The sequence below is a fragment of the Enterobacter cloacae complex sp. P14RS genome (assembly GCF_014895895.1).
In the GTDB taxonomy this organism is placed as follows: domain Bacteria; phylum Pseudomonadota; class Gammaproteobacteria; order Enterobacterales; family Enterobacteriaceae; genus Enterobacter; species Enterobacter bugandensis.
The window spans coordinates 163,649-189,394 of sequence record NZ_JADBQM010000011.1 but is presented as its reverse complement, the minus strand read 5'-3'; the positions used below and the strand labels follow the sequence as shown (position 1 = coordinate 189,394).

The 25,746-nt window shown below is 57.5% G+C and carries 20 protein-coding genes and 1 riboswitch; of the genes, 16 read left to right on the top strand and 4 right to left on the bottom strand.

The genetic code is table 11. The features are described from left to right. Nucleotides 1-66: 66 nt before the first annotated feature. From sgrR to thiQ, 4 genes are all read left to right on the top strand, one after another. Complete coding sequence (sgrR, locus tag IM295_RS10170; RefSeq protein WP_193066635.1) at nt 67-1,722, top strand: HTH-type transcriptional regulator SgrR; 1,656 nt, start codon at nt 67-69, stop codon at nt 1,720-1,722. Between the two features lie 36 nt (nt 1,723-1,758). Beyond that, nucleotides 1,759-1,859, top strand: a riboswitch (TPP riboswitch). Between the two features lie 31 nt (nt 1,860-1,890). Next, nucleotides 1,891-2,874, top strand: a complete 984-nt coding sequence (gene thiB / locus IM295_RS10165; protein WP_182035618.1) for a thiamine ABC transporter substrate binding subunit — start codon at nt 1,891-1,893, stop codon at nt 2,872-2,874. After that, nucleotides 2,850-4,460 (top strand): thiamine/thiamine pyrophosphate ABC transporter permease ThiP, encoded by a 1,611-nt coding sequence (thiP, locus tag IM295_RS10160; protein WP_193066634.1) that lies wholly within the window; start codon nt 2,850-2,852, stop codon nt 4,458-4,460. The genes thiB and thiP overlap by 25 nt, the downstream gene beginning before the upstream one ends. Next, the gene (gene thiQ / locus IM295_RS10155) at nt 4,444-5,145 is read left to right on the top strand and encodes a thiamine ABC transporter ATP-binding protein ThiQ (protein ID WP_045631146.1); all 702 of its coding nucleotides are present in this window, start codon (nt 4,444-4,446) and stop codon (nt 5,143-5,145) included. The genes thiP and thiQ overlap by 17 nt, the downstream gene beginning before the upstream one ends. Nucleotides 5,146-5,188: 43 nt before the next feature. Here the strand turns inward: thiQ and IM295_RS10150 are convergent, their stop codons facing one another. Further along, complete coding sequence (locus tag IM295_RS10150; RefSeq protein ID WP_045259445.1) at nt 5,189-5,956, bottom strand: DedA family protein; 768 nt, start codon at nt 5,954-5,956, stop codon at nt 5,189-5,191. 118 nt (nt 5,957-6,074) lie between these two features. Beyond that, entirely contained in the window at nt 6,075-6,920 is an 846-nt protein-coding gene (gene araC / locus IM295_RS10145; RefSeq protein ID WP_028015490.1) for an arabinose operon transcriptional regulator AraC, read from the bottom strand. Nucleotides 6,921-7,255: 335 nt separating this feature from the next. Between araC and araB the strand changes: the two genes are divergently transcribed. From araB to rluA, 6 genes are all read left to right on the top strand, one after another. Further along, nucleotides 7,256-8,965 (top strand): ribulokinase, encoded by a 1,710-nt coding sequence (araB, locus tag IM295_RS10140; RefSeq protein ID WP_193066633.1) that lies wholly within the window; start codon nt 7,256-7,258, stop codon nt 8,963-8,965. A gap of 10 nt (nt 8,966-8,975) precedes the next feature. Further along, nucleotides 8,976-10,478: an L-arabinose isomerase gene (gene araA, locus IM295_RS10135; protein ID WP_048960667.1), complete on the top strand. Its 1,503-nt coding sequence runs from the start codon at nt 8,976-8,978 to the stop codon at nt 10,476-10,478. A gap of 47 nt (nt 10,479-10,525) precedes the next feature. Further along, nucleotides 10,526-11,221, top strand: coding sequence for an L-ribulose-5-phosphate 4-epimerase (araD, locus tag IM295_RS10130; protein ID WP_047367313.1), 696 nt, complete (start codon nt 10,526-10,528; stop codon nt 11,219-11,221). Between the two features lie 73 nt (nt 11,222-11,294). After that, on the top strand, nt 11,295-13,652 hold the full coding sequence (gene polB / locus IM295_RS10125; protein WP_193066632.1) for a DNA polymerase II: 2,358 nt from the start codon (nt 11,295-11,297) through the stop codon (nt 13,650-13,652). A 128-nt stretch (nt 13,653-13,780) separates the two neighbouring features. After that, nucleotides 13,781-16,687, top strand: a complete 2,907-nt coding sequence (gene rapA, locus IM295_RS10120) for an RNA polymerase-associated protein RapA (RefSeq protein ID WP_193066631.1) — start codon at nt 13,781-13,783, stop codon at nt 16,685-16,687. 12 nt (nt 16,688-16,699) lie between these two features. Beyond that, a complete protein-coding gene (rluA, locus tag IM295_RS10115) occupies nt 16,700-17,359 on the top strand; it encodes a bifunctional tRNA pseudouridine(32) synthase/23S rRNA pseudouridine(746) synthase RluA (RefSeq protein WP_028015484.1) in 660 nt (219 codons plus the stop codon). Nucleotides 17,360-17,389: 30 nt separating this feature from the next. On the opposite strand, the gene djlA is transcribed toward rluA, so the two are convergent. Continuing rightward, nucleotides 17,390-18,205 (bottom strand): co-chaperone DjlA, encoded by an 816-nt coding sequence (gene djlA / locus IM295_RS10110; protein ID WP_028015483.1) that lies wholly within the window; start codon nt 18,203-18,205, stop codon nt 17,390-17,392. 239 nt (nt 18,206-18,444) lie between these two features. Here djlA and lptD point away from each other — a divergent pair, with 239 nt between their 5' ends. Genes lptD through apaH form a run of 6 tightly spaced genes read left to right on the top strand, consistent with a single transcriptional unit; the run spans nt 18,445 to nt 25,174 of the window. Then, on the top strand, nt 18,445-20,796 hold the full coding sequence (gene lptD / locus IM295_RS10105; RefSeq protein WP_047367310.1) for an LPS assembly protein LptD: 2,352 nt from the start codon (nt 18,445-18,447) through the stop codon (nt 20,794-20,796). A gap of 53 nt (nt 20,797-20,849) precedes the next feature. Then, nucleotides 20,850-22,136 carry a peptidylprolyl isomerase SurA gene (gene surA / locus IM295_RS10100; RefSeq protein ID WP_028015481.1) on the top strand — a complete coding sequence of 429 codons (1,287 nt, stop codon included), beginning with the start codon at nt 20,850-20,852 and terminating at the stop codon, nt 22,134-22,136. Beyond that, nucleotides 22,136-23,122, top strand: a complete 987-nt coding sequence (gene pdxA / locus IM295_RS10095) for a 4-hydroxythreonine-4-phosphate dehydrogenase PdxA (RefSeq protein WP_136486652.1) — start codon at nt 22,136-22,138, stop codon at nt 23,120-23,122. Before surA ends, pdxA begins: the two co-directional genes overlap by 1 nt. Further along, on the top strand, nt 23,119-23,940 hold the full coding sequence (gene rsmA / locus IM295_RS10090; RefSeq protein ID WP_028015479.1) for a 16S rRNA (adenine(1518)-N(6)/adenine(1519)-N(6))-dimethyltransferase RsmA: 822 nt from the start codon (nt 23,119-23,121) through the stop codon (nt 23,938-23,940). The genes pdxA and rsmA overlap by 4 nt, the downstream gene beginning before the upstream one ends. A 3-nt stretch (nt 23,941-23,943) precedes the next feature. Continuing rightward, a complete protein-coding gene (gene apaG / locus IM295_RS10085; RefSeq protein WP_014882505.1) occupies nt 23,944-24,321 on the top strand; it encodes a Co2+/Mg2+ efflux protein ApaG in 378 nt (125 codons plus the stop codon). A gap of 4 nt (nt 24,322-24,325) precedes the next feature. Then, nucleotides 24,326-25,174, top strand: a complete 849-nt coding sequence (apaH, locus tag IM295_RS10080) for a bis(5'-nucleosyl)-tetraphosphatase (symmetrical) ApaH (RefSeq protein ID WP_028015478.1) — start codon at nt 24,326-24,328, stop codon at nt 25,172-25,174. 35 nt (nt 25,175-25,209) lie between these two features. Here the strand turns inward: apaH and folA are convergent, their stop codons facing one another. Next, the gene (gene folA / locus IM295_RS10075) at nt 25,210-25,689 is read right to left on the bottom strand and encodes a type 3 dihydrofolate reductase (protein ID WP_006173915.1); all 480 of its coding nucleotides are present in this window, start codon (nt 25,687-25,689) and stop codon (nt 25,210-25,212) included. Between the last annotated feature and the right edge of the window lie 57 nt (nt 25,690-25,746).

The following is a 25,746-nucleotide window of genomic DNA, read 5'->3' as shown; positions in this document are numbered from 1 at the left end:
GGAAGCATTATTGGCTTAATATAGGGATTAATAAATTGCTGATTTTTTGTCAGGAGTTCCTCTTTTATGCCATCCGGTCGACTGCAACAACAATTCATTCGCCTGTGGCAGTGCTGCGAGGGTCAATCGCAGGAGACCACGCTTAACGAGCTGGCAGAACTCCTCAACTGCTCACGCCGCCATATGCGCACGTTACTCAACACTATGCAGCAGCAGGGCTGGCTAAGCTGGGAGGCAGAGGCGGGACGCGGCAAGCGCTCACGCTTGACCTTCCTGTATACCGGCTTGGCCCTGCAGCAGCAGCGGGCGGAGGATCTGCTGGAGCAGGACCGCATCGATCAGCTGGTCCAACTGGTGGGCGACAAAGCCGCCGTGCGCCAGATGCTGGTCTCACACCTGGGACGCAGCTTTCGTCAGGGACGCCACATTCTGCGGGTGCTTTACTACCGCCCAATGAAAAACCTGTTGCCCGGCACGGCATTGCGACGTTCTGAAACCCACATGGCCCGGCAGATATTCAGCGGTCTGACGAAAATAAATGAGGAAAACGGGGAACTGGAAGCGGATATAGCGCACCACTGGCAGCAGATTTCCCCTCTGCACTGGCGTTTCTTTTTACGCCCGGGCATTCACTTCCACCATGGCCGCGAGCTGGAGATGCGTGACGTTATCGCCTCTTTAGAGCGCGCCCGCACGCTGCCGCTCTATTCGCATATCACGCGGATCCACTCCCCAACGGCCTGGACGCTGGATATTGAGCTGTCCCAGCCAGACAACTGGCTGCCGTGGCTTCTGGGCTACGTGCCCTCGATGATCCTGCCTGCCGAGTGGCGATCCCTGAACAATTTTTCCAGCCAGCCGATCGGTACAGGCCCCTACTCCGTTACGCGCAATAACAGCAATCAGCTGAAGATCCGCGCCTTTGATGACTATTTTGGCTATCGGGCACTGATCGACGAAGTGAACGTCTGGGTGTTACCGGACCTCAACGAAGAGCTGAGCGCAGGCCTCACCCTGGAGGGGCCCACAACCAGCGAAAAGGCGTTCGAGAGTCGCCTGGAGGAGGGCTGCTACTATCTTCTTTTTGACAGCCGCAGCTACCGCGGAGCAAACCACGACGTCCGCAAGTGGATCAGCCATATTCTGGCCCCGGCTAACCTGATTTATCACGCTGAAGAACAATACCAGACCTGGTGGTTTCCGGCCTATGGCCTGCTTCCGCGCTGGCACCATGCTCAGCCGGTGCGCAGTGAAAAACCCGCCGGGCTGGAGACCATCACCCTCAGCTACTATCGCGATCACATTGAGCACCGGTTTATCGCGAGGATCATGAGTAAACTGCTGGCGGCCGAAGGCGTGACGCTGGCGATACAGGAAGTCGATTATGATGAATGGCACCGCGGGGATGTCGTCAGCGATATCTGGCTCAACAGCGCGAACTTTACGCTGCCGCTTGATTTCTCGCTCTTTTCACACCTGTATGAAGTGCCTCTTATTCAGCACTGCATCAGCCGGGACTGGCAGCAGGACGCCGCGAAGTGGCGGGCAGGAGAGATGGATCTGGCCGCGTGGTGCCAGGAACTCCTGACCGGGCAGACGATCGTACCGTTGATCCACCACTGGCTGCTGATCCAGGGGCAGCGCAGCATGCGCGGCCTGCGGATGAACACCCTGGGCTGGTTTGATTTTAAATCCGCCTGGTTTGCGCCGCCGGAGCCATAACGCTTTCGTAATATTCACCAAATCATTACAATAGCGCCGTTCTCAACGGGGTGCTGCATCACAGATGTGCGCTGAGATAATACCCGTCGAACCTGATCCGGATAACGCCGGCGAAGGGATTTGAGGCTGTTTCTCAAAATCCTTTGCCACTCAACCCTGAGGTGCAAAGTGTTAAAAAACGTTCTTCCTCTGCTGGCGCTGGTTGCGCTGCCTGTTTTTGCTAAGCCTGTTCTGACGGTCTATACCTACGACTCCTTCTCCGCCGACTGGGGCCCCGGCCCGGTGGTTAAAAAAGCCTTTGAGGCCGACTGCAACTGCGAGCTGAAGTTCGTGGCGCTGGAAGATGGCGTGTCGCTGCTCAACCGTCTGCGCATGGAAGGGAAAAACAGCAAGGCCGACGTGGTGCTCGGGCTGGATAACAACCTGCTGGAAGCCGCCACGCAAACCAGACTGTTTGCCAAAAGCGGCGTGGCGGCAGATGCCGTCAACGTGCCGGGCGGCTGGAAAAACGACACCTTCGTTCCCTTCGATTACGGCTACTTTGCGTTCGTCTACGATAAAAACAAGCTGAAGAACCCGCCGAAGAGCCTGAAAGAGCTGGTCGAAAGCGACGAGAAATGGCGCGTGATTTATGAAGATCCGCGCACCAGCACGCCGGGCCTGGGGCTGCTGCTGTGGATGCAGAAAGTCTACGGCGACAAAACGCCGGAGGCGTGGCAGAAGCTGGCTGCGAAAACCGTTACGGTCACTAAAGGCTGGAGCGAAGCCTACGGCCTGTTCCTGAAAGGCGAAAGCGATCTGGTGCTGAGCTACACCACCTCTCCGGCCTATCATATTATTGCCGAGAAGAAAGACAACTACGCGGCTGCGAATTTCGCTGAAGGTCACTACCTGCAGGTTGAAGTGGCTGCCCGCACCGCCGCCAGTAAGCAGCCGGAACTGGCCGAGAAGTTCCTGAAATTTATGGTCTCCCCGGCATTCCAGAACGCCATTCCGACGGGCAACTGGATGTACCCGGTCACCGACGCGGCGCTGCCGGCAGGCTTTGAGCAGCTGAACAAACCGCAGACCGCGCTGGAATTTACGCCGCAGCAGGTTGCCGCTCAGCGTGCCGCATGGATAAGCGAATGGCAACGCGCCGTCAGCCGCTGATCCCCGGCTGGTTAGTTCCCGGACTGATTGCCGCCATACTGATGGTGGTCGTCAGTCTGGGAGCGTTTCTGGCGCTGTGGTTTAACGCGCCAGAGAGCGATCTGCTCGCGCTCTGGCACGATAGCTATCTCTGGCACGTTATCCGTTTCTCCTTCTGGCAGGCGTTTCTTTCCGCGCTGCTGTCAGTCATCCCGGCCATTTTCCTTGCGCGCGCCCTCTATCGCAGACGTTTCCCCGGCAGGCTGGCACTGCTGCGCCTGTGCGCCATGACGCTGATCCTGCCCGTGCTGGTGGCCGTCTTTGGCATCCTGAGCGTATACGGTCGCCAGGGCTGGCTGGCCTCGCTCTTCGCGTCTTTAGGCCTGGAATGGACCTTCTCTCCCTACGGGCTGAAGGGCATCCTGCTGGCACACATTTTCTTCAATATGCCGATGGCGACGCGCCTCTTTTTGCAGGCGCTGGAGAACATACCCGGCGAGCAGCGCCAGATTGCGGCCCAGCTCGGCATGCGCGGATGGTCATTCTTCCGCTTTGTCGAATGGCCGTGGCTGCGACGCCAGATTGCCCCGGTGGCCGCGCTGATCTTTATGCTCTGTTTCGCCAGCTTTGCGACCGTGCTTTCTCTCGGCGGCGGCCCGCAGGCCACCACCATTGAGCTGGCGATCTATCAGGCATTAAGTTACGACTACGATCCGGGCCGCGCCGCGTTGCTGGCGATCGTACAGATGGTGTGCTGCCTGGCGCTGGTGTTACTCAGCCAGCGGCTGAGCAAAGCGGTCCCCGCAGGAAGCAATAATCTTTCTGGCTGGCGCGATCCGCAGGACAGCCTGCATAGCCGCATCTCGGACGTGATGCTGATCGCGCTGGCGCTCCTGCTTCTGCTGCCGCCGCTGCTGGCCGTGATCGCCGATGGCCTCAACAGGAATGTGGTATCGGTACTTCAACAGCCGGTCCTGTGGCAAGCCACGTGGACCTCATTGCGTATCGCGCTGGCAGCCGGGCTAATTTGCGTGACGCTGACCATGATGCTGCTCTGGAGCAGCCGCGAGCTGTACGCGCGACATGCCCGCAAAGCCGGACACGCGCTGGAACTGACGGGCATGCTGATCCTGGCGATGCCGGGCATTGTGCTGGCGACCGGCTTCTTTTTACTGTTTAACAGCACCATCGGCCTGCCGGAAAGCGCCGACGGCATCGTCATTTTTACCAACGCCTTAATGGCCATACCGTACGCGCTGAAGGTGCTGGAAAACCCGATGCGGGATGTTAACAGCCGGTACAGCGCCCTGTGCCAGTCCCTTGGCATTATGGGCTGGCGGCGGCTGAAAGTGGTCGAACTACGCGCCCTGAAGCGGCCGCTCGCCCAGGCGATGGCCTTCGCCTGCGTGCTGTCGATTGGGGATTTTGGCGTGGTGGCCCTCTTTGGCAACGAGGATTTCCGCACGCTGCCGTTCTGGCTTTATCAGCAAATTGGCTCCTACCGCAGCCAGGACGGTGCCGTCACGGCGCTGCTCCTGTTACTGCTGTGCTTTGCCTTATTTACCGTTATCGAAAAACTTCCGGGGCGTGATGTTAAAACTGACTGATGTAACCTGGCTTTACCAGCACCTGCCAATGCGTTTTACCCTCTCCGTTCGTCAGGGAGAGCGAATTGCGGTGCTTGGCCCAAGCGGGGCCGGTAAAAGTACCCTGCTCAATTTGATTGCCGGTTTTTTGCAGCCTGTCAGCGGGTCGATAGTCATTGATAATGGCGAGTATACCTACGCTCCGCCGGCTAAGCGCCCGGTGTCGATGCTGTTTCAGGAAAACAATCTGTTTAATCACCTTACGGTGTGGCAGAACATCGCGCTGGGAATCGATCCGGGGTTAAAACTCAATGCTGCGCAGCGTCAGAAGCTGGAGGCAATTGCCGAACAAATGGGCCTGTCCGCGTTGATTTCCAGACTGCCCGGTGAGCTTTCCGGCGGCCAGCGTCAGCGCGTGGCGCTGGCACGTTGTCTGGTGCGCGAGCAGCCGCTGCTGCTGCTCGATGAACCCTTCTCGGCACTCGACCCGGCCCTGCGCCAGGAGATGCTCTCGCTGGTGGAAGAGGTTTGCCAGCGCCAGCAGATCACGATGCTGATGGTTTCGCACAGCATTGAAGATGCCGCACGCATTGCGCCGCGATCGGTAGTGATCGCGGAGGGACGGATTTTTTGGGATGGAGAAACAGAAGAACTTCTGAGTGGTAACGCGGGGGCGTCTTCATTGTTGGGCATTCGTGCGGTCTGACGCCCTCACCCTGGCCCTCTCCCACGGGGAGAGGGAAAACACCTTAACGGCTCACTACCTTCAACAGGATCTCGCCGTACACCGGCATCAGCGGATGACGAATCAGCGCGACCAGCGCCACCACCGCCACGCCCAGCGTCAGCGGGGCCAGCCAGAGCAGGCGCGCGCGCGGGAGATAGCGCGTCAGGCGATCGACGCTGGCTTTCGCGCTGCGCCATAGCCGCCAGCAAAGCCAGGCCGCCAGCCACAGCAGTACCGCCGTTCCCAGCAGCAGCCACTTGAACTCACCGCTTTGCATACCGTCAGGGATATCAATGGCCGCACCCGCGAGGATCCCCGGCAGGAAGTAAAACGGCGGCCAGAATACGCAGCCGATAATGTTCGGCACAACGAATTTTGCGACGGGCAGATCCAGCATCCCCGCCACCATCGGCACCAGCGGACGCGTTGGCCCGACAAAGCGGCCTACCAGAATGGTGAACATGCTGTGCTGGTGCAGCGCATGTTCGGTTTTATCCAGCAGCGCTTTGTTCTTTTTCATGAACGACCAGCGGTGCAGCGGCTTCTTAAAGCGCCAGCCCAGCCAGAAGGAGATCCAGTCCCCCAGCAGGCAGCCGATAATCCCGGCCAGCCACGCCTGCCAGAAATTGACCTCACCGCTGCCGATCAGCGCCCCAAGCCCCGCCATCATCACGGTGCCGGGCAGGATCAGCCCAACCAGCGCCAGCGATTCCAGAAACGCCACCAGCGCCACGGCGATGAGCGAGTACATAACGGACTGGGTAATAAAGTGTTCCAGCAATGCCTGCATAACTATTCCGGTCAGAAAACGAATCAGCGATTCTGCTTAGCGCCCCGCACCGCGTCAAGGCATCAATTGTCTGAATAGTTTACAGGATGCTCCTGAAGTTCACCTGAATGTTTACCGTTTATTCACATCCCGCGCGGAATTCACTGGGACTGGCGCCGGTGCACTTCTTAAACACGCGAGAGAAATAGAGCTGATCTTCAAAGCCCACGTTGCGTCCGACGGTCGCGATAGGCATCCGGGTGGTGCTGAGCAACAGCTTTGCCTGGCTGATGCGCTGATCCTCACGCCAGCTCAGCACGCTCACGCCAAGCTGCTGGCGGAACAGGTGTGACAGGCGGGACGGCGAAAGACAGACGTGCTGGGCAACGCTGGCGATATCAAACTGGCTGTCGGCCAGATGGTCGCTGATGTACTGGCAGGCGTCGCGGACGCGGTTATCCAGCGGCGGGTTAAGCGACTCGTTGATCGCCTCCATGCGGCGCAGCAGCACCTGCTCAAGCAGGTTGATCGCCAGCAGTTCGGCATAGCGCCCGCCCGCCTGCCCCGCCTCAATAATTTGTGCGAACAGTTCACGAAACTGCGCCAGATGCGCCTCATCCGGACGATAAAAACCGGTTTGCGCGAAAATAGCCGGCCATGAGAGCCACTCCTGCCAGTAGGCGCGCGGGCGGAAATAGACCCACTGGTGATACCACTCTTTGGCGTCCGGGTGACGCCCGTAGTGGTGGATCTCCCCCGGCGGGAACAGCAGCATATCGCCCGGGCGGCAAACAAACTGCCGATCGCCGTTTTTGATCACCCCTTCCCCGCGTACGGTCAGGTTCAGAATATACCCTTTCATGCCGAGCGGCCGGTCGACGTAAAAATCGAGATACCCCTCGGCCTCAATTGGCGTCAGCCCCGCCACCAGATGGGCGTTAAATGAGTATCCCGGCAGCAGGGGATCGTTTTGCGGTTCGGCCATAGATTCAGTTCTCCCAAGGGTCCTGAAGGAAACCATTTGTCCATATCGTTAAAAGCAGTATAAAAATGGCCTGCGAAAAGATCCAAAAAGCATCACGCCTCTTTTACGTCCGCCATGTTTCAGCCTTTTCCCCTGATTTTTCTGCCGGCACGGGCAGAGAAGCAGTAACAAAAGTGTCTATAAGTGCGGCAGAAATGTCCACATTGAATATTTGCACGGCGTCACACTTTCCGTCGTAACAGCAATTTAGTCCATAAGATTAGCGGATCCTGCCTGACGATTTTTATCCCCAGTCTCTAATGTTCTTCCATACCTGTTTCGGATGGAGCAACACCATGGCAATTGCAATTGGCCTCGATTTTGGCAGCGACTCGGTTCGCGCGCTGGCAGTGGACTGTACGACTGGCCAGGAGATAGCAACCAGCGTTGAGTGGTATCCGCGCTGGCAAGAGGGGCGCTACTGCGACGCGCCAAACAACCAGTTCCGTCACCACCCGCGCGATTACATTGAATCGATGGAAGCGGCGATCAAAACCGTGCTGGCTGAACTGACTGACGCCCAGCGGGCCGACGTCGTGGGGATTGGCGTCGACAGCACCGGTTCAACGCCAGCCCCGGTGGACGCTGAAGGCCGCGTGCTGGCGCTGCGCCCGGAGTTTGCCGACAACCCGAACGCCATGTTCGTGCTTTGGAAAGACCATACCGCCGTGGAAGAGGCGGAAGCCATCACCCGCTTATGCCATCAGCCGGGCAAAACCGACTACTCGCGCTACATCGGCGGCATCTACTCCAGCGAATGGTTCTGGGCCAAAATCCTGCACGTTACCCGCGCGGACGCTTCGGTCGCCCAGGCCGCGGCAACCTGGATTGAGCTGTGCGACTGGGTTCCCGCCCTGCTCTCCGGCACCACTCGCCCGCAGGATATCCGCCGCGGCCGCTGCAGCGCCGGGCATAAATCCCTGTGGCATGAAGGCTGGGGCGGTCTTCCTCCGGCAGCGTTCTTCGATGAACTTGATCCGATCATCAACAAAAACCTGAAATACCCGCTCTTTACCGACACCTTCACCGCCGATATTCCGGTCGGCACGCTCTGCGAAGAGTGGGCGACGCGTCTCGGCCTGCCGCAAAACGTGACCATTTCCGGCGGCGCGTTCGACTGCCACATGGGCGCCGTGGGCGCGGGTGCGCAGCCTAACACGCTGGTGAAAGTGATTGGCACCTCCACCTGCGACATTCTGACGGCAGATAAAGCCAGCGTCGGCGACCGCGCGGTGAAAGGGATTTGCGGCCAGGTTGACGGCAGCGTGGTGCCAGATTTTATCGGCCTCGAAGCCGGTCAGTCCGCATTTGGCGATATCTACGCCTGGTTTGGCCGGGTGCTCGGCTGGCCGCTGGATCAGCTGGCTGCCGCGCATCCTGAGCTGAAAACGCAGATTACCGCGAGCAAAAAACAGCTTCTGCCGCAGCTCACCGAAGCCTGGGCAAAAAATCCGTCTCTCGACCACCTGCCGGTGGTGCTGGACTGGTTTAACGGTCGCCGCACGCCGTTTGCCAACCAGCGCCTGAAAGGGGTGATTACCGATCTCAACCTGGCGACCGATGCCCCGGCGCTTTTCGGCGGTCTGATTGCCGCCACCGCGTTCGGCGCGCGCGCCATTATGGAGTGCTTCACCGAACAGGGCATCGACGTGAACAACGTGATGGCGCTGGGCGGTATCGCCCGTAAAAACCCGGTGATTATGCAGGCCTGCTGCGACGTGCTGAACCGTCCGCTGCAGATTGTGGCCTCCGATCAGTGCTGTGCGCTGGGCGCGGCGATTTTCGCTGCCGTGGCCGCAGGCGTTCATGCGGATATCCCGACCGCGCAGCAGCACATGGCAAGCGCCGTCGAAAACACGCTCCAGCCGCGTGTCCAGCAGGCACAACGCTTTGAACAGCTTTATCAGCGCTACCAGCAATGGGCAAAAAGCGCCGAGCTTCACTATCTCCCTGTCGCCGCCCCGGCCAAAAGCACCGCGGACACTACGGCAACCCTGACCCATTAAGGACACGATGATGACCATTTTTAATAATTATGAAGTGTGGTTTGTGATTGGCAGCCAGCATCTGTACGGACCGGAAGCGCTGCAGCAGGTAACGAAACACGCGGAGCACGTGGTTAACGCGCTGAACGCGGAAGCCAAACTGCCGTGCAAACTGGTGCTGAAGCCGCTGGGTACAACGCCGGACGAAATCACCAACATCTGCCGTGACGCCAACTACGACGACAAATGCGCCGGCCTGGTCGTGTGGCTGCACACCTTCTCACCGGCCAAAATGTGGATCAACGGCCTGGCAATCCTCAACAAACCGCTGCTGCAGTTCCACACTCAGTTCAATGCCTCCCTGCCGTGGGACAGCATCGACATGGACTTCATGAACCTGAACCAGACCGCGCACGGCGGCCGCGAGTTCGGCTTCATCGGCGCGCGCATGCGCCAGCAGCACGCTGTGGTCACCGGCCACTGGCAGGACGGCAAGGCGCAACAACGCATTGGCTCCTGGATGCGTCAGGCGGTCTCTAAGCAGGATACCCGCCACCTGAAAGTGGTGCGATTCGGCGACAACATGCGTGAAGTGGCGGTGACCGACGGCGATAAAGTCGCGGCGCAGATCAAGTTCGGCTTCTCCGTGAATACCTGGGCGGTGGGCGACCTGGTGCAGGTGGTGAATGACATCAGCGACGGCGACGTGAGCGCGCTGGTGGACGAGTACGAAAGCAGCTACCGCCTGACGCCTGCGGCACAAATCAACGGCGACAAGCGCCAGAACGTGCTGGATGCCGCACGCATTGAGCTGGGCATGAAGCGTTTTCTGGAACAGGGCGGCTTCCACGCCTTTACCACTACATTTGAAGACCTGCACGGCCTGAAACAGCTGCCGGGTCTGGCAGTACAACGTCTGATGCAGCAGGGCTACGGCTTTGCGGGTGAAGGCGACTGGAAAACTGCCGCTCTGCTTCGCATCATGAAGGTGATGTCGACCGGTCTGCAGGGCGGCACCTCCTTTATGGAGGACTACACCTACCACTTCGAGAACGGCAACGATCTGGTGCTCGGTTCGCACATGCTGGAAGTGTGTCCCTCCATCGCGGTTGAAGAGAAACCGATCCTTGACGTGCAGTACCTCGGCATCGGCGGCAAAGCGGATCCGGCCCGTCTGATCTTCAACACCCGTACCGGTCCGGCCATCAACGCCAGCCTGATCGACCTCGGCGACCGCTTCCGCCTGCTGGTGAACTGTGTCGATGCGGTTGAAACTCCGCACTCTCTGCCGAAGCTGCCGGTCGCCAATGCCCTGTGGAAAGCGCAGCCGGACCTGCCAACCGCGTCAGAGGCGTGGATCCTGGCGGGTGGCGCGCACCACACCGTCTTCAGCCACGCGCTGGACCTGAACGATATGCGCCAGTTTGCCGAGCTGCACGATATCGAGCTGACCGTGATTGATAACGACACCCGTCTGCCAGCCTTTAAAGACGCGCTGCGCTGGAACGAAGTCTATTACGGTTCAAAACGCTAAGTACGTAATGCCCGGTGGCGCTGCGCTCGCCGGGCAGGGAGACAACGATGTTAGAAGATCTCAAACGTCAGGTACTTGAAGCCAACCTGGCGCTGCCAAAACATAACCTGGTGACCCTGACCTGGGGCAACGTCAGCGCCGTTGACCGGGATAAAGGGGTATTCGTGATCAAGCCTTCGGGCGTGGATTACACGGTGATGACCGCAGAGGATATGGTCGTGGTCAGCATCGAAACGGGTGAAGTGGTGGAAGGTAACAAAAAACCGTCATCCGATACGCCCACCCACCGTCTGCTGTATCAGTCCTTCCCGACTATCGGCGGCATCGTGCATACCCACTCGCGTCACGCGACCATCTGGGCGCAGGCGGGCCAGTCCATTCCGGCCACCGGCACCACCCACGCGGACTACTTTTACGGCACCATTCCCTGCACGCGTCTGATGACCGATGCGGAGATTAACGGTGAGTACGAATGGGAAACCGGGAACGTGATCGTCGAAACCTTTGAAAAACAGGGGATCGACGCGGCGCAAATGCCCGGCGTACTGGTGCATTCCCACGGCCCGTTTGCCTGGGGTAAAAACGCGCAAGACGCGGTGCATAACGCAATAGTGCTGGAGGAAATCGCCTACATGGGGATCTTCTGCCGCCAGCTGGCACCGCAGTTGCCGGATATGCAGCAAACCCTGCTGGATAAACACTACCTGCGCAAGCACGGCGCGAAGGCCTATTACGGACAATAAACTGTATATATCCCCAGCATAAAACATTCAACCAGGCTATAATCAGGCCTGGTTTTGTTTTTGGGATAACGGCGTGGCACAGGCGCAAGAAGGCTTTTTACTGACCCGACACTGGCGGGATACCCCTCAGGGCACCGAGGTTGCGTTCTGGCTGGCGACAGATAACGGCCCGCTGCACGTTACGCTTCCTCCTCAGGAATCCGTGGCGTTTATCCCTGAACATTACGTCGAGAAGGTAAAACAACTGCTGCGCGATGAGAACGGCTGGCGCCTCACGCCTCTTGAGCTAAAAGATTTCCATCGTCAGCCGGTGTATGGCCTTTACTGCCGCGCCCATCGCCAGCTGATGCGCTACGAAAAACTGCTGCGCGAAGCGGGCGTGACGCTCTACGAAGCGGACATTCGTCCGCCGGAACGCTTTCTGATGGAGCGGTTTATTACCGCCCCCGTCTGGGTTGACGGCGCTGAGCAAAACGGCACCCTTATCAACGCTCGCCTGAAGCCTAATCCGCATTATCGCCCCCCGCTAAAGTGGGTTTCCCTGGATATCGAAACCACCCGCCACGGCGAGCTGTACTGCATCGGCCTGGAAGGCTGCGGGCAGCGGGTTGTCTATATGCTCGGACCGCCGAACGGCGATGCGTCCGCGCTCGATTTTCAGCTTGAGTACGTCAACAGCCGACCGCAGCTGCTGGAGAAGCTTAACCAGTGGTTTGCCGAGCACGACCCGGACGTGCTGATCGGCTGGAACGTGGTGCAGTTTGACCTGCGCGTACTGCAAAAACACGCAGAGCGGTATCGCATCCCACTGATGCTCGGGCGCGGAAATACGGAGCTGGAGTGGCGCGAGCACGGCTTTAAGAACGGTGTGTTCTTTGCGCAGGCCAACGGCCGCCTGATTATCGACGGCATCGAGGCGCTGAAATCCGCGTTCTGGAATTTCTCCTCCTTCTCTCTGGAAGCGGTAGCGCAGGAATTGCTCGGTGAAGGCAAATCCATCGACAATCCGTGGGACCGCATGGACGAGATTGACCGGCGCTTCAACGAAGACAAACCGGCGCTCGCCACCTATAACCTGAAAGACTGCGAGCTGGTGACGCAGATATTCCACAAAACCGAGATCATGCCGTTCCTGCTGGAGCGCGCGACGGTAAATGGCCTCGCGGCTGACAGGCACGGCGGCTCGGTAGCCGCCTTTAGCCACCTCTATTTCCCACGAATGCACCGTGCGGGCTATGTTGCGCCCAACCTTGGGGGCGTACCGCCGCAGGCCAGCCCCGGCGGCTACGTGATGGACTCCCGCCCAGGACTGTATGATTCGGTTCTGGTGCTGGACTACAAAAGCCTCTACCCGTCAATTATCCGCACTTTCCTTATTGACCCGGTGGGGCTGGTGGAGGGGATGGCGCAGCCAGACGACGCGCACAGCACCGAAGGTTTTCTCGGGGCACGCTTCTCGCGCGAAAAACACTGTCTGCCGGAGATTGTGGGGAACATCTGGCACGGCCGCGACGAGGCGAAACGTCATGGCAACAAGCCGCTCTCGCAGGCCCTGAAAATTATTATGAACGCTTTCTACGGCGTGCTGGGTACCAGCGCCTGCCGCTTCTTCGATCCGCGTCTGGCGTCGTCCATCACCATGCGCGGACACGACATCATGCGTCAGACCAAAGCGCTGATTGAATCCCGGGGCTATGACGTTATCTACGGCGACACGGATTCAACCTTTGTGTGGCTTAAGGGCGCACATTCAGAAGACGACGCCTCACGAATCGGCAAAGAACTGGTGGCCTTCGTAAACGACTGGTGGCAGGAACATTTGCAAAAAGAGCGGTTAACCAGCGCATTAGAACTGGAATTTGAAACCCACTTTGCCCGCTTTTTAATGCCCACCATCCGCGGTACTGACCAGGGCAGCAAGAAGCGCTACGCCGGACTGATCCAGGAGGGTGAAAAGCAGAGAATGGTGTTTAAGGGGCTGGAGACGGTGCGCACTGACTGGACGCCGCTGGCCCAGCAGTTCCAGCAGACGCTCTATCTGCGGGTGTTTCGCAATGAGCCGTATCAGGACTACGTGCGCGAAACGATCGCCAGCCTGATGGCGGGCGAACTTGACGCGCAGCTGGTGTATCGCAAACGCCTGCGCCGCCCGCTCGCGGAGTACCAGCGCAACGTTCCTCCGCACGTTCGGGCCGCGCGCCTCGCAGACGAAGAAAACGTCCGCCGTGGCCGCGCGCCGCAGTATCAGAACCGGGGGACGATAAAATACGTCTGGACAACGAACGGGCCGGAGCCCGTTGATTACCAGCAGTCGCCTCTCGATTACGATCACTACCTGACCCGCCAGCTTCAGCCGGTTGCGGAGGGAATTTTACCGTTCATCGACGACGATTTTGCTACACTTGTGACAGGGCAACTTGGCCTATTTTGACGCGTGACGAAATGGCTGCCATCCAGTACCATAGCGCCCTTTCCATTCCCGGACCCATTTTTCGATGACCGTCTTTTTTGACGGGGGTCGAACTATTGCCTGCAATTAAAGATTAGAGCCGAACAACTATGCCTTTTACACTTGGTCAACGCTGGATCAGCGATACAGAAAGCGAACTTGGATTAGGAACCGTCGTTGCCGTTGATGCACGCATGGTTACCCTCCTCTTCCCTGCTACCGGTGAAAACCGCCTGTACGCTCGCAATGACTCCCCTGTGACCCGCGTAATGTTCAATCCGGGCGACACCGTGACCAGCCACGAAGGCTGGCAGCTAAAGGTTGAAGACGTAAAAGAAGAGAATGGACTGCTCGCCTACATCGGAACGCGTCTTGATACCGACGAGACGAACGTCATCCTGCGTGAAGTGCTGCTCGACAGCAAACTGGTGTTCAGCAAGCCGCAGGACCGCCTGTTTGCCGGGCAAATCGACCGTATGGATCGCTTCTCCCTGCGCTACCGCGCGCGTAAGTTCCAGAGCGAACAGTACCGCATGCCGTGGAGTGGCCTGCGCGGTCAGCGCACCAGCCTGATCCCCCACCAGCTGAATATCGCCCATGACGTGGGCCGTCGCCATGCGCCCCGCGTGCTGCTTGCTGACGAAGTGGGCCTGGGTAAAACCATCGAAGCGGGCATGATCCTGCACCAGCAGCTGCTCTCCGGCGCTGCCGAGCGCGTGCTGATTGTGGTGCCGGAAACGCTGCAACACCAGTGGCTGGTAGAGATGCTGCGCCGCTTTAACCTGCGCTTCTCCCTGTTCGACGACGAGCGCTATGCCGAAGCGCAGCACGACGCGGACAACCCGTTTGAAACCGAACAGCTGGTGATCTGCTCGCTGGATTTCGTGCGCCGCAGCAAGCAGCGTCTTGAGCATCTGTGCGATGCCGAATGGGACATGATGGTCGTCGACGAAGCGCACCACCTGGTGTGGAGCGAAGATGCCCCAAGCCGCGAATATATGGCGATTGAACAGCTTGCCGAGCGCGTGCCCGGCGTCCTGCTGCTGACCGCAACGCCGGAGCAGCTCGGTCTGGAAAGTCACTTCGCCCGTCTGCGCCTGCTCGATCCAAACCGTTTCCACGACTTCGCTCAGTTCGTGGAAGAGCAGAACAACTACCGTCCAGTTGCGGATGCCGTCGCGCTGCTGCTGGCGGGTAAACGTCTCTCAAACGACGAACTTAACACTCTGAGCGATCTGATTGGCGAGCAGGATATCGAGCCGCTTCTGCAGGCTGCGAACAGCGACAGCGAGAATGCGGGATCCGCGCGTAAAGAGCTGATCGACATGCTGATGGACCGTCACGGCACCAGCCGCGTGCTGTTCCGCAACACCCGTAACGGCGTGAAAGGGTTCCCGAAACGCGAACTGCACACCATCAAGCTCCCGCTGCCGACGCAGTATCAGACGGCGATTAAAGTCTCCGGCATTATGGGCGCGCGCAAAACTCAGGAAGAGCGCGCGCGTGACATGCTCTACCCGGAACAGATTTATCAGGAATTTGAAGGCGATACCGGCACCTGGTGGAACTTCGACCCGCGCGTGGAGTGGCTGATGGGCTACCTGACCGCGCACCGCTCCCAGAAAGTGCTGGTGATCTGCGCCAAAGCTGCCACCGCGCTGCAGCTGGAACAGGTTCTGCGCGAGCGCGAAGGCATTCGTGCCGCCGTGTTCCACGAAGGCATGTCCATCGTCGAGCGCGACCGCGCGGCGGCGTGGTTCAGTGAAGAGGACAGCGGCGCGCAGGTGATGCTGTGCTCCGAAATCGGTTCTGAAGGGCGTAACTTCCAGTTCGCCAGCAATCTGGTGATGTTCGATCTGCCGTTCAACCCGGATCTGCTGGAGCAGCGTATCGGACGTCTGGATCGCATCGGCCAGGCGCATGATATTCAGATCCACGTGCCGTACCTGGAAAAAACCGCTCAGTCGGTACTGGTGCGCTGGTTCCACGAAGGTCTGGATGCGTTTGAGCATACCTGCCCGACGGGTCGCACCATTTATGACCAGGTGCATGGCGATCTGATCGGTTACCTGGCCGCGCCGGAAAATACCGACGGTTTTGACGATCTGATTAAATCCTGCCGCGAGAAACATGAAGCGCTGAAGGCGCAGCTTGAACAGGGGCGCGACCGCCTGCTGGAGATCCACTCCAACGGTGGCGAAAAAGCGCAGGCGCTTGCCGAGAGCATTGAAGAACAAGATGACGACACCAGCCTGATCGGCTTCTCCATGAACCTGTTCGACATTGTCGGGATTAACCAGGACGATCGTGGCGAGAACCTGATCGTGTTAACCCCATCAGACCACATGCTGGTGCCCGATTTCCCGGGTCTGCCGGAAGATGGATGTACCATCACCTTCGAGCGTGACGTGGCGCTGTCCCGCGAAGATGCTCAGTTCATCACCTGGGAACACCCGCTGATCCGCAACGGGCTGGATCTGATCCTCTCCGGTGATACCGGCAGCAGCACCATCTCCCTGTTGAAAAACAAGGCGCTGCCCGTAGGCACGCTGCTGCTGGAGCTGATCTATGTTGTGGAAGCGCAAGCGCCGAAACAGCTGCAGCTCAACCGCTTCCTGCCGCCAACGCCGGTGCGTTTGCTGCTGGATAAAAACGGTACGAACCTGGCAGGACAGGTGGAGTTCGAAAGCTTCAACCGCCAGCTGAGCGCGGTGAACCGCCATACCGGCAGCAAGCTGGTGAACGCGGTGCAGCAGGACGTGCACGCCATTCTCCAGCAGGGCGAAATCCAGATTGAAAAAGCGGCCCGAGACCTGATTGACGCCGCGCGCAATGAAGCCGACGAGAAACTGTCGGCCGAGCTGTCCCGTCTGGAAGCGTTAAAAGCGGTCAACCCGAACATCCGCGACGACGAACTGGCGGCAATTGAAAGCAACCGTCAGCAGGTGCTGGAAAGCCTGAATCAGGCAGGCTGGCGTCTGGATGCCCTGCGTCTTATCGTTGTGACGCATCAGTAAACGGAGCGCAAGATGGTGATGGAGCCGTATAATCCGCCGCAGGATCCCTGGCTGGTCATTCTGTATCAGGATGAACACATTATGGTGGTCAATAAACCGAGCGGCCTGTTGTCCGTGCCGGGCCGTCTGGATGAGCACAAAGACAGCGTGATGACGCGCATTCAGCGCGATTATCCGCAGGCCGAGTCCGTCCATCGCCTGGACATGGCCACCAGCGGCGTGATTGTGGTGGCGCTGAATAAAGCAGCGGAGCGCGAGCTGAAGCGTCAGTTCCGCGAGCGCGAGCCGAAGAAGCAGTATGTTGCCCGCGTCTGGGGCCACCCGGCGCAGGCGGAAGGGCTGGTGGATTTACCGCTGATTTGCGACTGGCCGAACAGGCCAAAGCAGAAGGTGTGTTATGAAACCGGCAAGGCCGCGCAAACCGAATATGAAGTGCTGGAGTACGCGCCGGATAACACCGCGCGCGTCCTGCTTAAGCCGATTACCGGACGTTCACACCAGCTGCGCGTGCATATGCTTGCGCTGGGTCACCCGATTCTGGGTGACCGCTTCTACGCCCCGCCGGAGGCCCTGGCGTTAGCGCCACGCCTGCAGCTCCATGCGCAGACGCTCACCATCACCCACCCTACTTTCGGTAACGCGATGACGTTTAAAGCCCCGGTGGACTTCTGAAAAAAAAGCCCGACATCGTCGGGCTTTTTCTTATTTGAAACCTTTCTTCTCTTTAATGAGCTCGTACGCCTTCTGGATTTCCTGCGCTTTTTGCTTCGCCATCTCCATCATTTCCGGCGGTAAACCTTTCGCCACCAGCTTGTCAGGATGATGCTCGCTCATCAGCTTACGGTAGGCACGTTTAATCGTGGTTTGATCGTCCGTGGGCTTCACGCCAAGCACGTTGCAGGCATCTTCCAGCGTCGGGCCACGCTGCGCCTGCTGCCATGCACCGCCGGAAGACTGCTGGTGATAGCCGCCGCCAAACTGGGCGCCGCCCTGCATCATGCGCAGGAACTGATCGAACTGCATACGGGAGATGCCCAGCTCTTCCGCAATCACGTATAAAACATCGCGCTCGTTAGGGTGGAGCGAGCCGTCGGCAAAGGCCGCCTGAATCTGAATTTCCAGAAACATCCGAATTAAATCAAACCGTCCGAAGCAGATGCTGCGGAACTGGCGCATCTTTTCACGCAGCGGATAGTTATCCGATTTACCGATGCGAAACGCATTCTGCGCCGCCAGGCGGGACTCACCATGCAGGTTCATGCGATCCATAAAAACGCTGGCAATCTGAATATCCGCTTCGGTCACGCGGCCTTTGGATTTGGTTAAGTGCCCCATGACCTCAAAGGTGGTGGAGAAAAAGAGCGACTGGCGCTCGCGCTGATTGGCAAACCAGGCCATTTTGCGGCTGCGTGCCTTATCAAACATATGGCCAATGATAAGCCCAAGCACAATTCCCCAGAACCCGGCCCCCATGATGATGGCGAACGCAACGCCGATTATTTTACCCCAATACTGCATATACTCCCCGGATAGTCATATTCCCTGCCGACGCAACGTCATCATCACAGTGTTCAAGCCACGGTCAATTGAAGGACATCGCCTATAATTTGCTTTATCATACTCGTCATTCGATAGCGAGCCTAACACTCTGGCGCGCAAACGGGCAGGATTAACGCTGGTACTGCGCTGATGAGTAAGATAGTCTCTGAGCGTTTGTAAGCCGTAGCCACTGATGACGGAACAATAAAATATAACGTATGAAAAAACGTATCCCCACCCTCCTGGCCACAATGATTGGCTCCGCCCTGTACAGTCAACAGGGGCTGGCGGCCGATCTCGCCTCGCAGTGTATGCTTGGCGTCCCAAGTTATAATCGCCCACTGGTGGAGGGCGATACAAATAGCTTGCCGGTAACCATTACTGCCGATAGCTCCAAAGGTACTTATCCTGACAATGCCACGTTTACGGGCAATGTGGATATTAACCAGGGCAATAGCCGCCTGCAGGCTGATGAAGTGCAGTTGCACCAGAAGCAGCCGGAAGGCGCGGTCGAGCCGGTACGAACGGTGGATGCGCTGGGTAATGTGCACTATGACGACAATCAGGTCATCCTGAAAGGTCCGAAAGCCTGGTCAAACCTGAATACCAAAGATACTAACGTCTGGGAAGGTGATTACCAGATGGTGGGTCGCCAGGGACGCGGTAAAGCGGACCTGATGAAACAGCGCGGTGAAAACCGCTATACGATTCTGGAGAATGGCTCCTTTACATCATGTCTGCCAGGTTCAAATACCTGGAGCGTGGTCGGGAGCGAAGTTATCCATGACCGTGAAGAGCAGGTCGCAGAGATCTGGAACGCACGCTTTAAGCTGGGTCCGGTGCCGGTATTCTACAGCCCTTATCTCCAGCTTCCCGTGGGTGACAAGCGTCGCTCGGGCTTCCTGATCCCGAATGCCAAATACAGCACCTCGAACTACTTTGAGTTCTACCTGCCGTATTACTGGAACATCGCGCCCAACATGGACGCCACGATCACGCCGCACTATATCCACAAGCGCGGCAACATCATGTGGGAAAACGAGTTCCGCTATCTGACTCAGGCCGGTGCTGGCCTGATGGAGCTGGATTATCTGCCGTCGGATAAGGTCTTCCAGGATGAGCACCCTACAGAAGGCGATAAACACCGCTGGCTATTCTACTGGCAGCATGCCGGAGTGATGGATCAGGTGTGGCGCTTTAACGTTGACTATACCAAAGTTAGCGACTCATCTTATTTTAACGACTTCTCGTCTAAATACGGTTCGAGCACGGATGGCTATGCCACGCAGAAGTTCAGCGTAGGCTATGCGGTGCAGAACTTTGATGCAACCGTCTCAACCAAGCAGTTCCAGGTATTCTCTGACCAGTCCACGCCTACCTATGGTGCAGAGCCGCAGCTGGACGTTAACTGGTATCAGAATAATGTAGGTCCATTCGACACCCGGGTTTACGCTCAGGCGGTACATTTCGTGAACACGGATTCGGACATGCCAGAAGCTACGCGTGTTCACCTGGAGCCGACGATCAATCTGCCGTGGTCTAACGACTGGGCAAGCCTGAATACCGAAGCCAAGCTGATGGCGACGCACTATCAGCAAAAAAATATTGATAATTACAACACCACGAAGAATGCGCATCTGGAAGAGTCGGTTAACCGAACGCTCCCGCAGTTCAAAATGGACGGGAAGCTGATCTTCGAGCGTGATATGGGCCTGCTGGCGGATGGTTATACCCAGACGCTTGAGCCACGTATGCAGTATTTGTACGTACCGTACCGCGATCAGAGCAAGATTCAGAACTACGACTCGTCTTTACTGCAGTCTGACTACAGCGGCCTGTTCCGCGATCGTACTTACGGCGGTCTGGACCGTATCGCATCCGCTAACCAGTTAACGACCGGCGTCACAACACGCGTTTATGATGATGCCGCCGTTGAACGTTTTAACGTTTCTGTTGGTCAAATCTACTATTTCACCGAGTCACGTACCGGTGATGACAACATTAACTGGGAGAAGGACAACAAAACGGGCTCGCTGGTTTGGGCGGGAGACACGTACTGGCGCATGACTGACCGTTGGGGCCTGCGTGGTGGTGTGCAATATGACACTCGCCTCGATAATATCGCCACAAGCAGTGCCGCTATTGAGTACCGTCGCGATGAAGACCGCATGGTACAGTTGACGTATCGTTATGCCAGCCCGGAATATATTCAGGCAACATTGCCTTCTTATGCAGGCGCAGAACAGTATAAAGACGGCATCTCGCAGGTTGGTGGTGCAGCAAGCTGGCCTATCGCCGACCGCTGGTCAATCGTAGGCGCTTACTACTTTGACACCAACGCGAATAAGCCAGCGGACCAGATGGTTGGTCTGCAATATAACTCCTGCTGTTACGCGCTGCGCGTCGGTTACGAGCGTAAGCTTAACGGCTGGGACACTGTAAACAATCAGAGCAAATACGATAACGTGATTGGCTTTAATGTCGAACTGCGCGGCCTGAGCTCCAACTACGGCCTGGGCACGCATCAGATGCTGCGTTCGAACATTCTGCCGTACAGTAGTTCTTTGTAATGTGCTTGATTTACAACGTAATCCGCTTTGCGGTTAATTGAAATGGAAAAAGTATGAAGAACTGGAAAACGCTGCTGCTTGGTGTCGCTATGGTTGCGAATACCAGCTTCGCGGCCCCCCAGGTTGTTGATAAGGTCGCCGCTGTCGTTAACAACGGCGTCGTGCTCGAAAGTGACGTTGATGGTCTGATGAAATCCGTGAAGCTCAATTCGGGCGAAGCGGGTCAGCAACTTCCGGATGACGCCACGCTGCGCCACCAAATCCTGGAGCGTCTGATCATGGATCAGATTATCCTGCAGATGGGTCAGAAAATGGGCGTGAAGGTGACCGACGAGCAGCTCGATCAGGCTATCGCTAACATTGCAAAGCAGAACAACATGTCGCCGGACCAGATGCGCAGCCGTCTGGCCTATGACGGCATCAGCTACGCTACCTACCGTAACCAGATCCGTAAAGAGATGCTGATTTCAGAAGTGCGTAACAATGAAGTGCGTCGTCGCGTCACGATCCTGCCTCAGGAAGTGGATGCGCTGGCAAAACAGGTGGGCAACCAGAACGATGCGAGCACAGAGCTGAACCTGAGCCACATTCTGATCCCACTGCCAGAGAACCCAACGTCAGATCAGGCTGCTGAAGCAGAAAGTCAGGCACGTTCAATTGTCGACCAGGCGCGTAACGGCGGCGACTTTGGCAAGCTGGCTATCACCTACTCTGCTGACCAACAGGCCCTGAAAGGCGGCCAGATGGGCTGGGGACGTATCCAGGAGCTGCCATCTATCTTTGCTCAGGCGCTGAGCACGGCGAAGAAAGGCGATATCGTCGGTCCAATCCGTTCAGGGGTGGGCTTCCACATTCTGAAAGTGAACGATCTGCGCGGTCAGAGCCAGAATATCTCCGTGACTGAAGTTCACGCTCGCCACATTCTGCTGAAGCCGTCACCGATCATGACTGACGATCAGGCGCGTGCGAAGCTGGAGCAAATTGCCGCAGATATTAAGAGCGGTAAAACGTCGTTTGCCAATGCAGCGAAAGAGTTCTCTCAGGATCCTGGCTCTGCGAACCAGGGCGGCGATCTGGGCTGGGCGGCTGCGGACATTTACGATCCTGCCTTCCGCGATGCGCTGATGAAGCTGAATAAAGGCCAGATCAGTGCCCCGGTTCACTCTTCATTTGGCTGGCATCTGATCGAGCTGATGGACACCCGCAACGTGGACAAAACGGATGCGGCGCAGAAAGACAGAGCCTATCGTATGCTGTTTAACCGTAAGTTCTCCGAAGAAGCGGCAACCTGGATGCAGGAACAGCGCGCCAGTGCTTACGTGAAAGTCCTGAGCAACTAATGAAACAGCATCGTGTTGTTATCACTCCCGGCGAACCTGCCGGGATTGGGCCTGACCTCGTTGTCCAGCTCGCCCAGCGCAGCTGGCCAGTAGAATTGGTTGTCTGCGCGGATGCAACACTGTTACAAGACCGGGCGAATCTGCTCGGTCTGCCCTTAACGCTCATCCCTTACGTTGAAGGCCAACAGCCCGCACCACAGCAGGCCGGTACGCTCACTCTTCTTTCTGTTCCCCTTCGTACACCCGTTGTTCCAGGCAAGCTCAGCACGGAAAATGGCCACTACGTCGTGGAAACCCTTGCCCGCGCCTGCGACGGTTGCCTGAAGGGCGAATTTGCCGCTCTGATCACCGGCCCCGTGCATAAGGGCGTCATCAACGAAGCGGGCATCCCTTTTACCGGGCATACGGAGTTCTTCGAAGAGCGCTCGCACAGCCCGAAAGTGGTGATGATGCTGGCGACGGAAGCGATGCGCGTTGCTCTCGTGACCACCCATCTACCGATCAAGGCCATTCCTGATGCCATCACCCCGGAACTGCTGCGGGAGATCATCGGGATCCTGCATCACGATCTGCAGACAAAATTCGGGATCCCTCAGCCGCATGTGCTGGTCTGCGGCCTGAATCCGCACGCGGGTGAAGGGGGTCACATGGGCACCGAAGAGATCGACACCATTATTCCGGTGCTTGAAGAAATGCGCGCCAAAGGGATGAATCTCAGCGGGCCGCTGCCTGCGGACACCCTTTTCCAGCCAAAATACCTGGATAATGCCGACGCCGTCCTCGCGATGTACCACGATCAGGGTCTGCCCGTGCTAAAATACCAGGGCTTTGGCCGCGGGGTGAATATCACCCTCGGTTTACCCTTTATTCGAACGTCCGTTGACCACGGCACTGCGCTGGATCTGGCAGGCCAGGGGAAAGCGGATGTCGGCAGTTTTATTACGGCGCTTAATCTCGCCATCAAAATGATTGTTAATACTCAATGACTAATCGAGTCCATCAGGGCCACTTAGCCCGTAAACGCTTCGGGCAAAACTTTCTCAACGATCAATTCGTGATCGACAGCATCGTCTCTGCTATTAATCCGCAGAAGGGTCAGGCTATGGTCGAAATCGGCCCGGGCCTTGCCGCACTGACCGAGCCGGTAGGCGAACGCCTCGACGAGCTGACCGTTATCGAACTGGACCGCGACCTGGCCGCACGCCTGCAAACGCACCCGTTCCTCGGACCAAAGCTGACCATCTATCAGCAGGATGCCATGACTATGAACTTTGGCGAACTGTCGGAAAAAATGGGCCAGCCGCTGCGCGTGTTCGGCAACCTGCCGTATAACATCTCCACGCCGCTAATGTTCCACCTCTTTAGCTATACTGATGCCATTGCCGACATGCACTTCATGTTGCAAAAAGAGGTTGTTAACCGTCTGGTTGCAGGGCCGAACAGTAAAGCGTATGGTCGTTTAAGCGTGATGGCACAATATTACTGCAACGTGATCCCGGTACTCGAAGTACCGCCATCAGCGTTCACGCCGCCACCGAAAGTAGATTCTGCGGTTGTGCGCCTTGTGCCGCACAAAACGAAACCGTATCCGGTTAAAGATCTGCGTGTACTGAGCCGAATTACGACTGAAGCCTTTAACCAGCGCCGTAAAACGATCCGTAACAGCCTCAGCAATTCGTTTACCGTTGAGGTGTTAGCAGAGCTGGGGATCGACCCGGCAATGCGTGCGGAAAACATTTCCGTAGAGCAGTACTGCAAGCTGGCTAATTACATCAGCGAAAATGCGCCGCCGAAGGAGAGTTAAGCCATGATTGATTCGCCCCGCGTATGTGTCCATGTACAAAGCGTCTATGTTGAATCGCAATCCTCGCCGGATGAAGAGCGTTTTGTCTTTGCTTACACCGTGACCATTCGCAATCTGGGGCGGATGCCTGTGCAGCTGCGCGGGCGCTACTGGCTTATCACCAACGGCAATGGCCGCGAAATTGAAGTTCAGGGTGAAGGTGTGGTCGGTGAACAGCCCCACATCGCCCCTGGCGAAGAGTATCAGTACACCAGCGGCGCGGTAATTGAAACGCCGCTGGGTACCATGCAAGGCCATTATGAAATGGTCGACGTCGATGGCAATGTGTTCCGCGTTGCTATTCCTGTGTTCCGTCTCGCCGTAACCACACTCATTCATTAATCTAATGTCTACATATCTGATTGGCGACGTTCACGGTTGCTACGATGAACTGATCGCATTGTTAAAACAGGTCGACTTTACGCCAGGACAGGACACGCTCTGGCTGACGGGCGATTTAGTCGCGCGTGGCCCGGGCTCGCTTGAGGTTTTACGTTTCGTCAAATCTCTGGGCGACAGCGTGCGCATGGTGCTGGGCAATCACGATCTTCACCTGTTGGCCGTCTTTGCCGGGATCAGCCGCAACAAACCTAAAGATCGTCTCTCTCCCCTGCTGGATGCGCCAGACGCGGACGAACTGATTAACTGGCTGCGCCGCCAGCCTTTACTGCAGGTCGATGAGGAGAAAAAGCTGGTCATGGCTCATGCCGGGATCACCCCGCAATGGGATCTTGAGACGGCTAAAACCTGCGCGCGTGACGTTGAGGCGGTGCTGGCGAGCGACTCGTACCCCTTCTTCCTTGATGCCATGTACGGCGATATGCCGAATCACTGGAGCGAGGATCTCAGCGGTCTGGCTCGCCTGCGCTTTATTACCAACGCTTTTACGCGCATGCGTTTCTGCTTCCCGAACGGGCAGCTGGACATGTATTCCAAAGAGACGCCGGAAAGCGCGCCTGCCCCGCTCAAACCGTGGTTTGCCATTCCTGGACCCGTGACAAGCGAGTACAACGTCGTCTTTGGCCACTGGGCTGCGCTGGAAGGAAAAGGCACGCCGGACGGGATCTACGGTCTGGATACCGGATGCTGCTGGGGCGGAGAGTTGACCTGCTTACGCTGGGAAGATAAAACTTACTTTGTTCAGCCGTCCAACCGACAGCTGGACTTAGGGGAAAGTGAGGCCGTTGCCTCCTGAATCATTCCCTCTCCCGGGCGGGAGAGGGACATCACTTAACGACGTTCCAGAATCTCGAAGCAGTAGCTGTGGGAGTTCTGTGCATCCGCGTCGTGGAACTCGCTGAATACCGATTCCCACTCGTCCGGATCGTAATCCGGGAAATGGGTGTCCCCTTCCACTTCCGCATCAATGTGGGTCAGATACAGCTTCTGCGCTTTTGGCAGGAACTGCTCATACACACGGCCGCCGCCGATCACCATGATCTCTTCGGCGTCACCGCAGGCGGCAATCGCTTCATCAACGGACTTAACCCATTCGACGCGATCGTCAGTGCCCGGCTGGCTACTAATAACGATATTCTTACGGCCCGGCAATGGACGACCAATCGACTCCCAGGTCAGGCGGCCCATCACTACCGGCTTGTTTAACGTAGTACGTTTAAACCATGCGAGATCGGCAGGCAGGTTCCACGGCATGGCATTTTCCATACCGATAACGCGGTCCACTGCCAGCGCTGCAATCAGACTGATCATTGAAAATTTCCCGGATGCAAAAAATTGCCGCCACTATACGGAAAGCTTAATCTTTCG

Excerpts from the sequence above, each read along its gene's own strand:
- sgrR (WP_193066635.1), top strand. The coding sequence starts at position 67 with ATGCCATCCGGTCGACTGCAACAACAATTCATTCGCCTGTGGCAGTGC.
- thiP (WP_193066634.1), top strand. The coding sequence starts at position 2,850 with ATGGCAACGCGCCGTCAGCCGCTGATCCCCGGCTGGTTAGTTCCCGGA.
- thiQ (WP_045631146.1), top strand. The coding sequence starts at position 4,444 with ATGTTAAAACTGACTGATGTAACCTGGCTTTACCAGCACCTGCCAATG.
- IM295_RS10150 (WP_045259445.1), bottom strand. The coding sequence starts at position 5,956 with ATGCAGGCATTGCTGGAACACTTTATTACCCAGTCCGTTATGTACTCG.
- araC (WP_028015490.1), bottom strand. The coding sequence starts at position 6,920 with ATGGCCGAACCGCAAAACGATCCCCTGCTGCCGGGATACTCATTTAAC.
- araB (WP_193066633.1), top strand. The coding sequence starts at position 7,256 with ATGGCAATTGCAATTGGCCTCGATTTTGGCAGCGACTCGGTTCGCGCG.
- araA (WP_048960667.1), top strand. The coding sequence starts at position 8,976 with ATGACCATTTTTAATAATTATGAAGTGTGGTTTGTGATTGGCAGCCAG.
- araD (WP_047367313.1), top strand. The coding sequence starts at position 10,526 with ATGTTAGAAGATCTCAAACGTCAGGTACTTGAAGCCAACCTGGCGCTG.
- rapA (WP_193066631.1), top strand. The coding sequence starts at position 13,781 with ATGCCTTTTACACTTGGTCAACGCTGGATCAGCGATACAGAAAGCGAA.
- rluA (WP_028015484.1), top strand. The coding sequence starts at position 16,700 with ATGGTGATGGAGCCGTATAATCCGCCGCAGGATCCCTGGCTGGTCATT.
- djlA (WP_028015483.1), bottom strand. The coding sequence starts at position 18,205 with ATGCAGTATTGGGGTAAAATAATCGGCGTTGCGTTCGCCATCATCATG.
- lptD (WP_047367310.1), top strand. The coding sequence starts at position 18,445 with ATGAAAAAACGTATCCCCACCCTCCTGGCCACAATGATTGGCTCCGCC.
- surA (WP_028015481.1), top strand. The coding sequence starts at position 20,850 with ATGAAGAACTGGAAAACGCTGCTGCTTGGTGTCGCTATGGTTGCGAAT.
- pdxA (WP_136486652.1), top strand. The coding sequence starts at position 22,136 with ATGAAACAGCATCGTGTTGTTATCACTCCCGGCGAACCTGCCGGGATT.
- rsmA (WP_028015479.1), top strand. The coding sequence starts at position 23,119 with ATGACTAATCGAGTCCATCAGGGCCACTTAGCCCGTAAACGCTTCGGG.
- apaG (WP_014882505.1), top strand. The coding sequence starts at position 23,944 with ATGATTGATTCGCCCCGCGTATGTGTCCATGTACAAAGCGTCTATGTT.
- apaH (WP_028015478.1), top strand. The coding sequence starts at position 24,326 with ATGTCTACATATCTGATTGGCGACGTTCACGGTTGCTACGATGAACTG.
- folA (WP_006173915.1), bottom strand. The coding sequence starts at position 25,689 with ATGATCAGTCTGATTGCAGCGCTGGCAGTGGACCGCGTTATCGGTATG.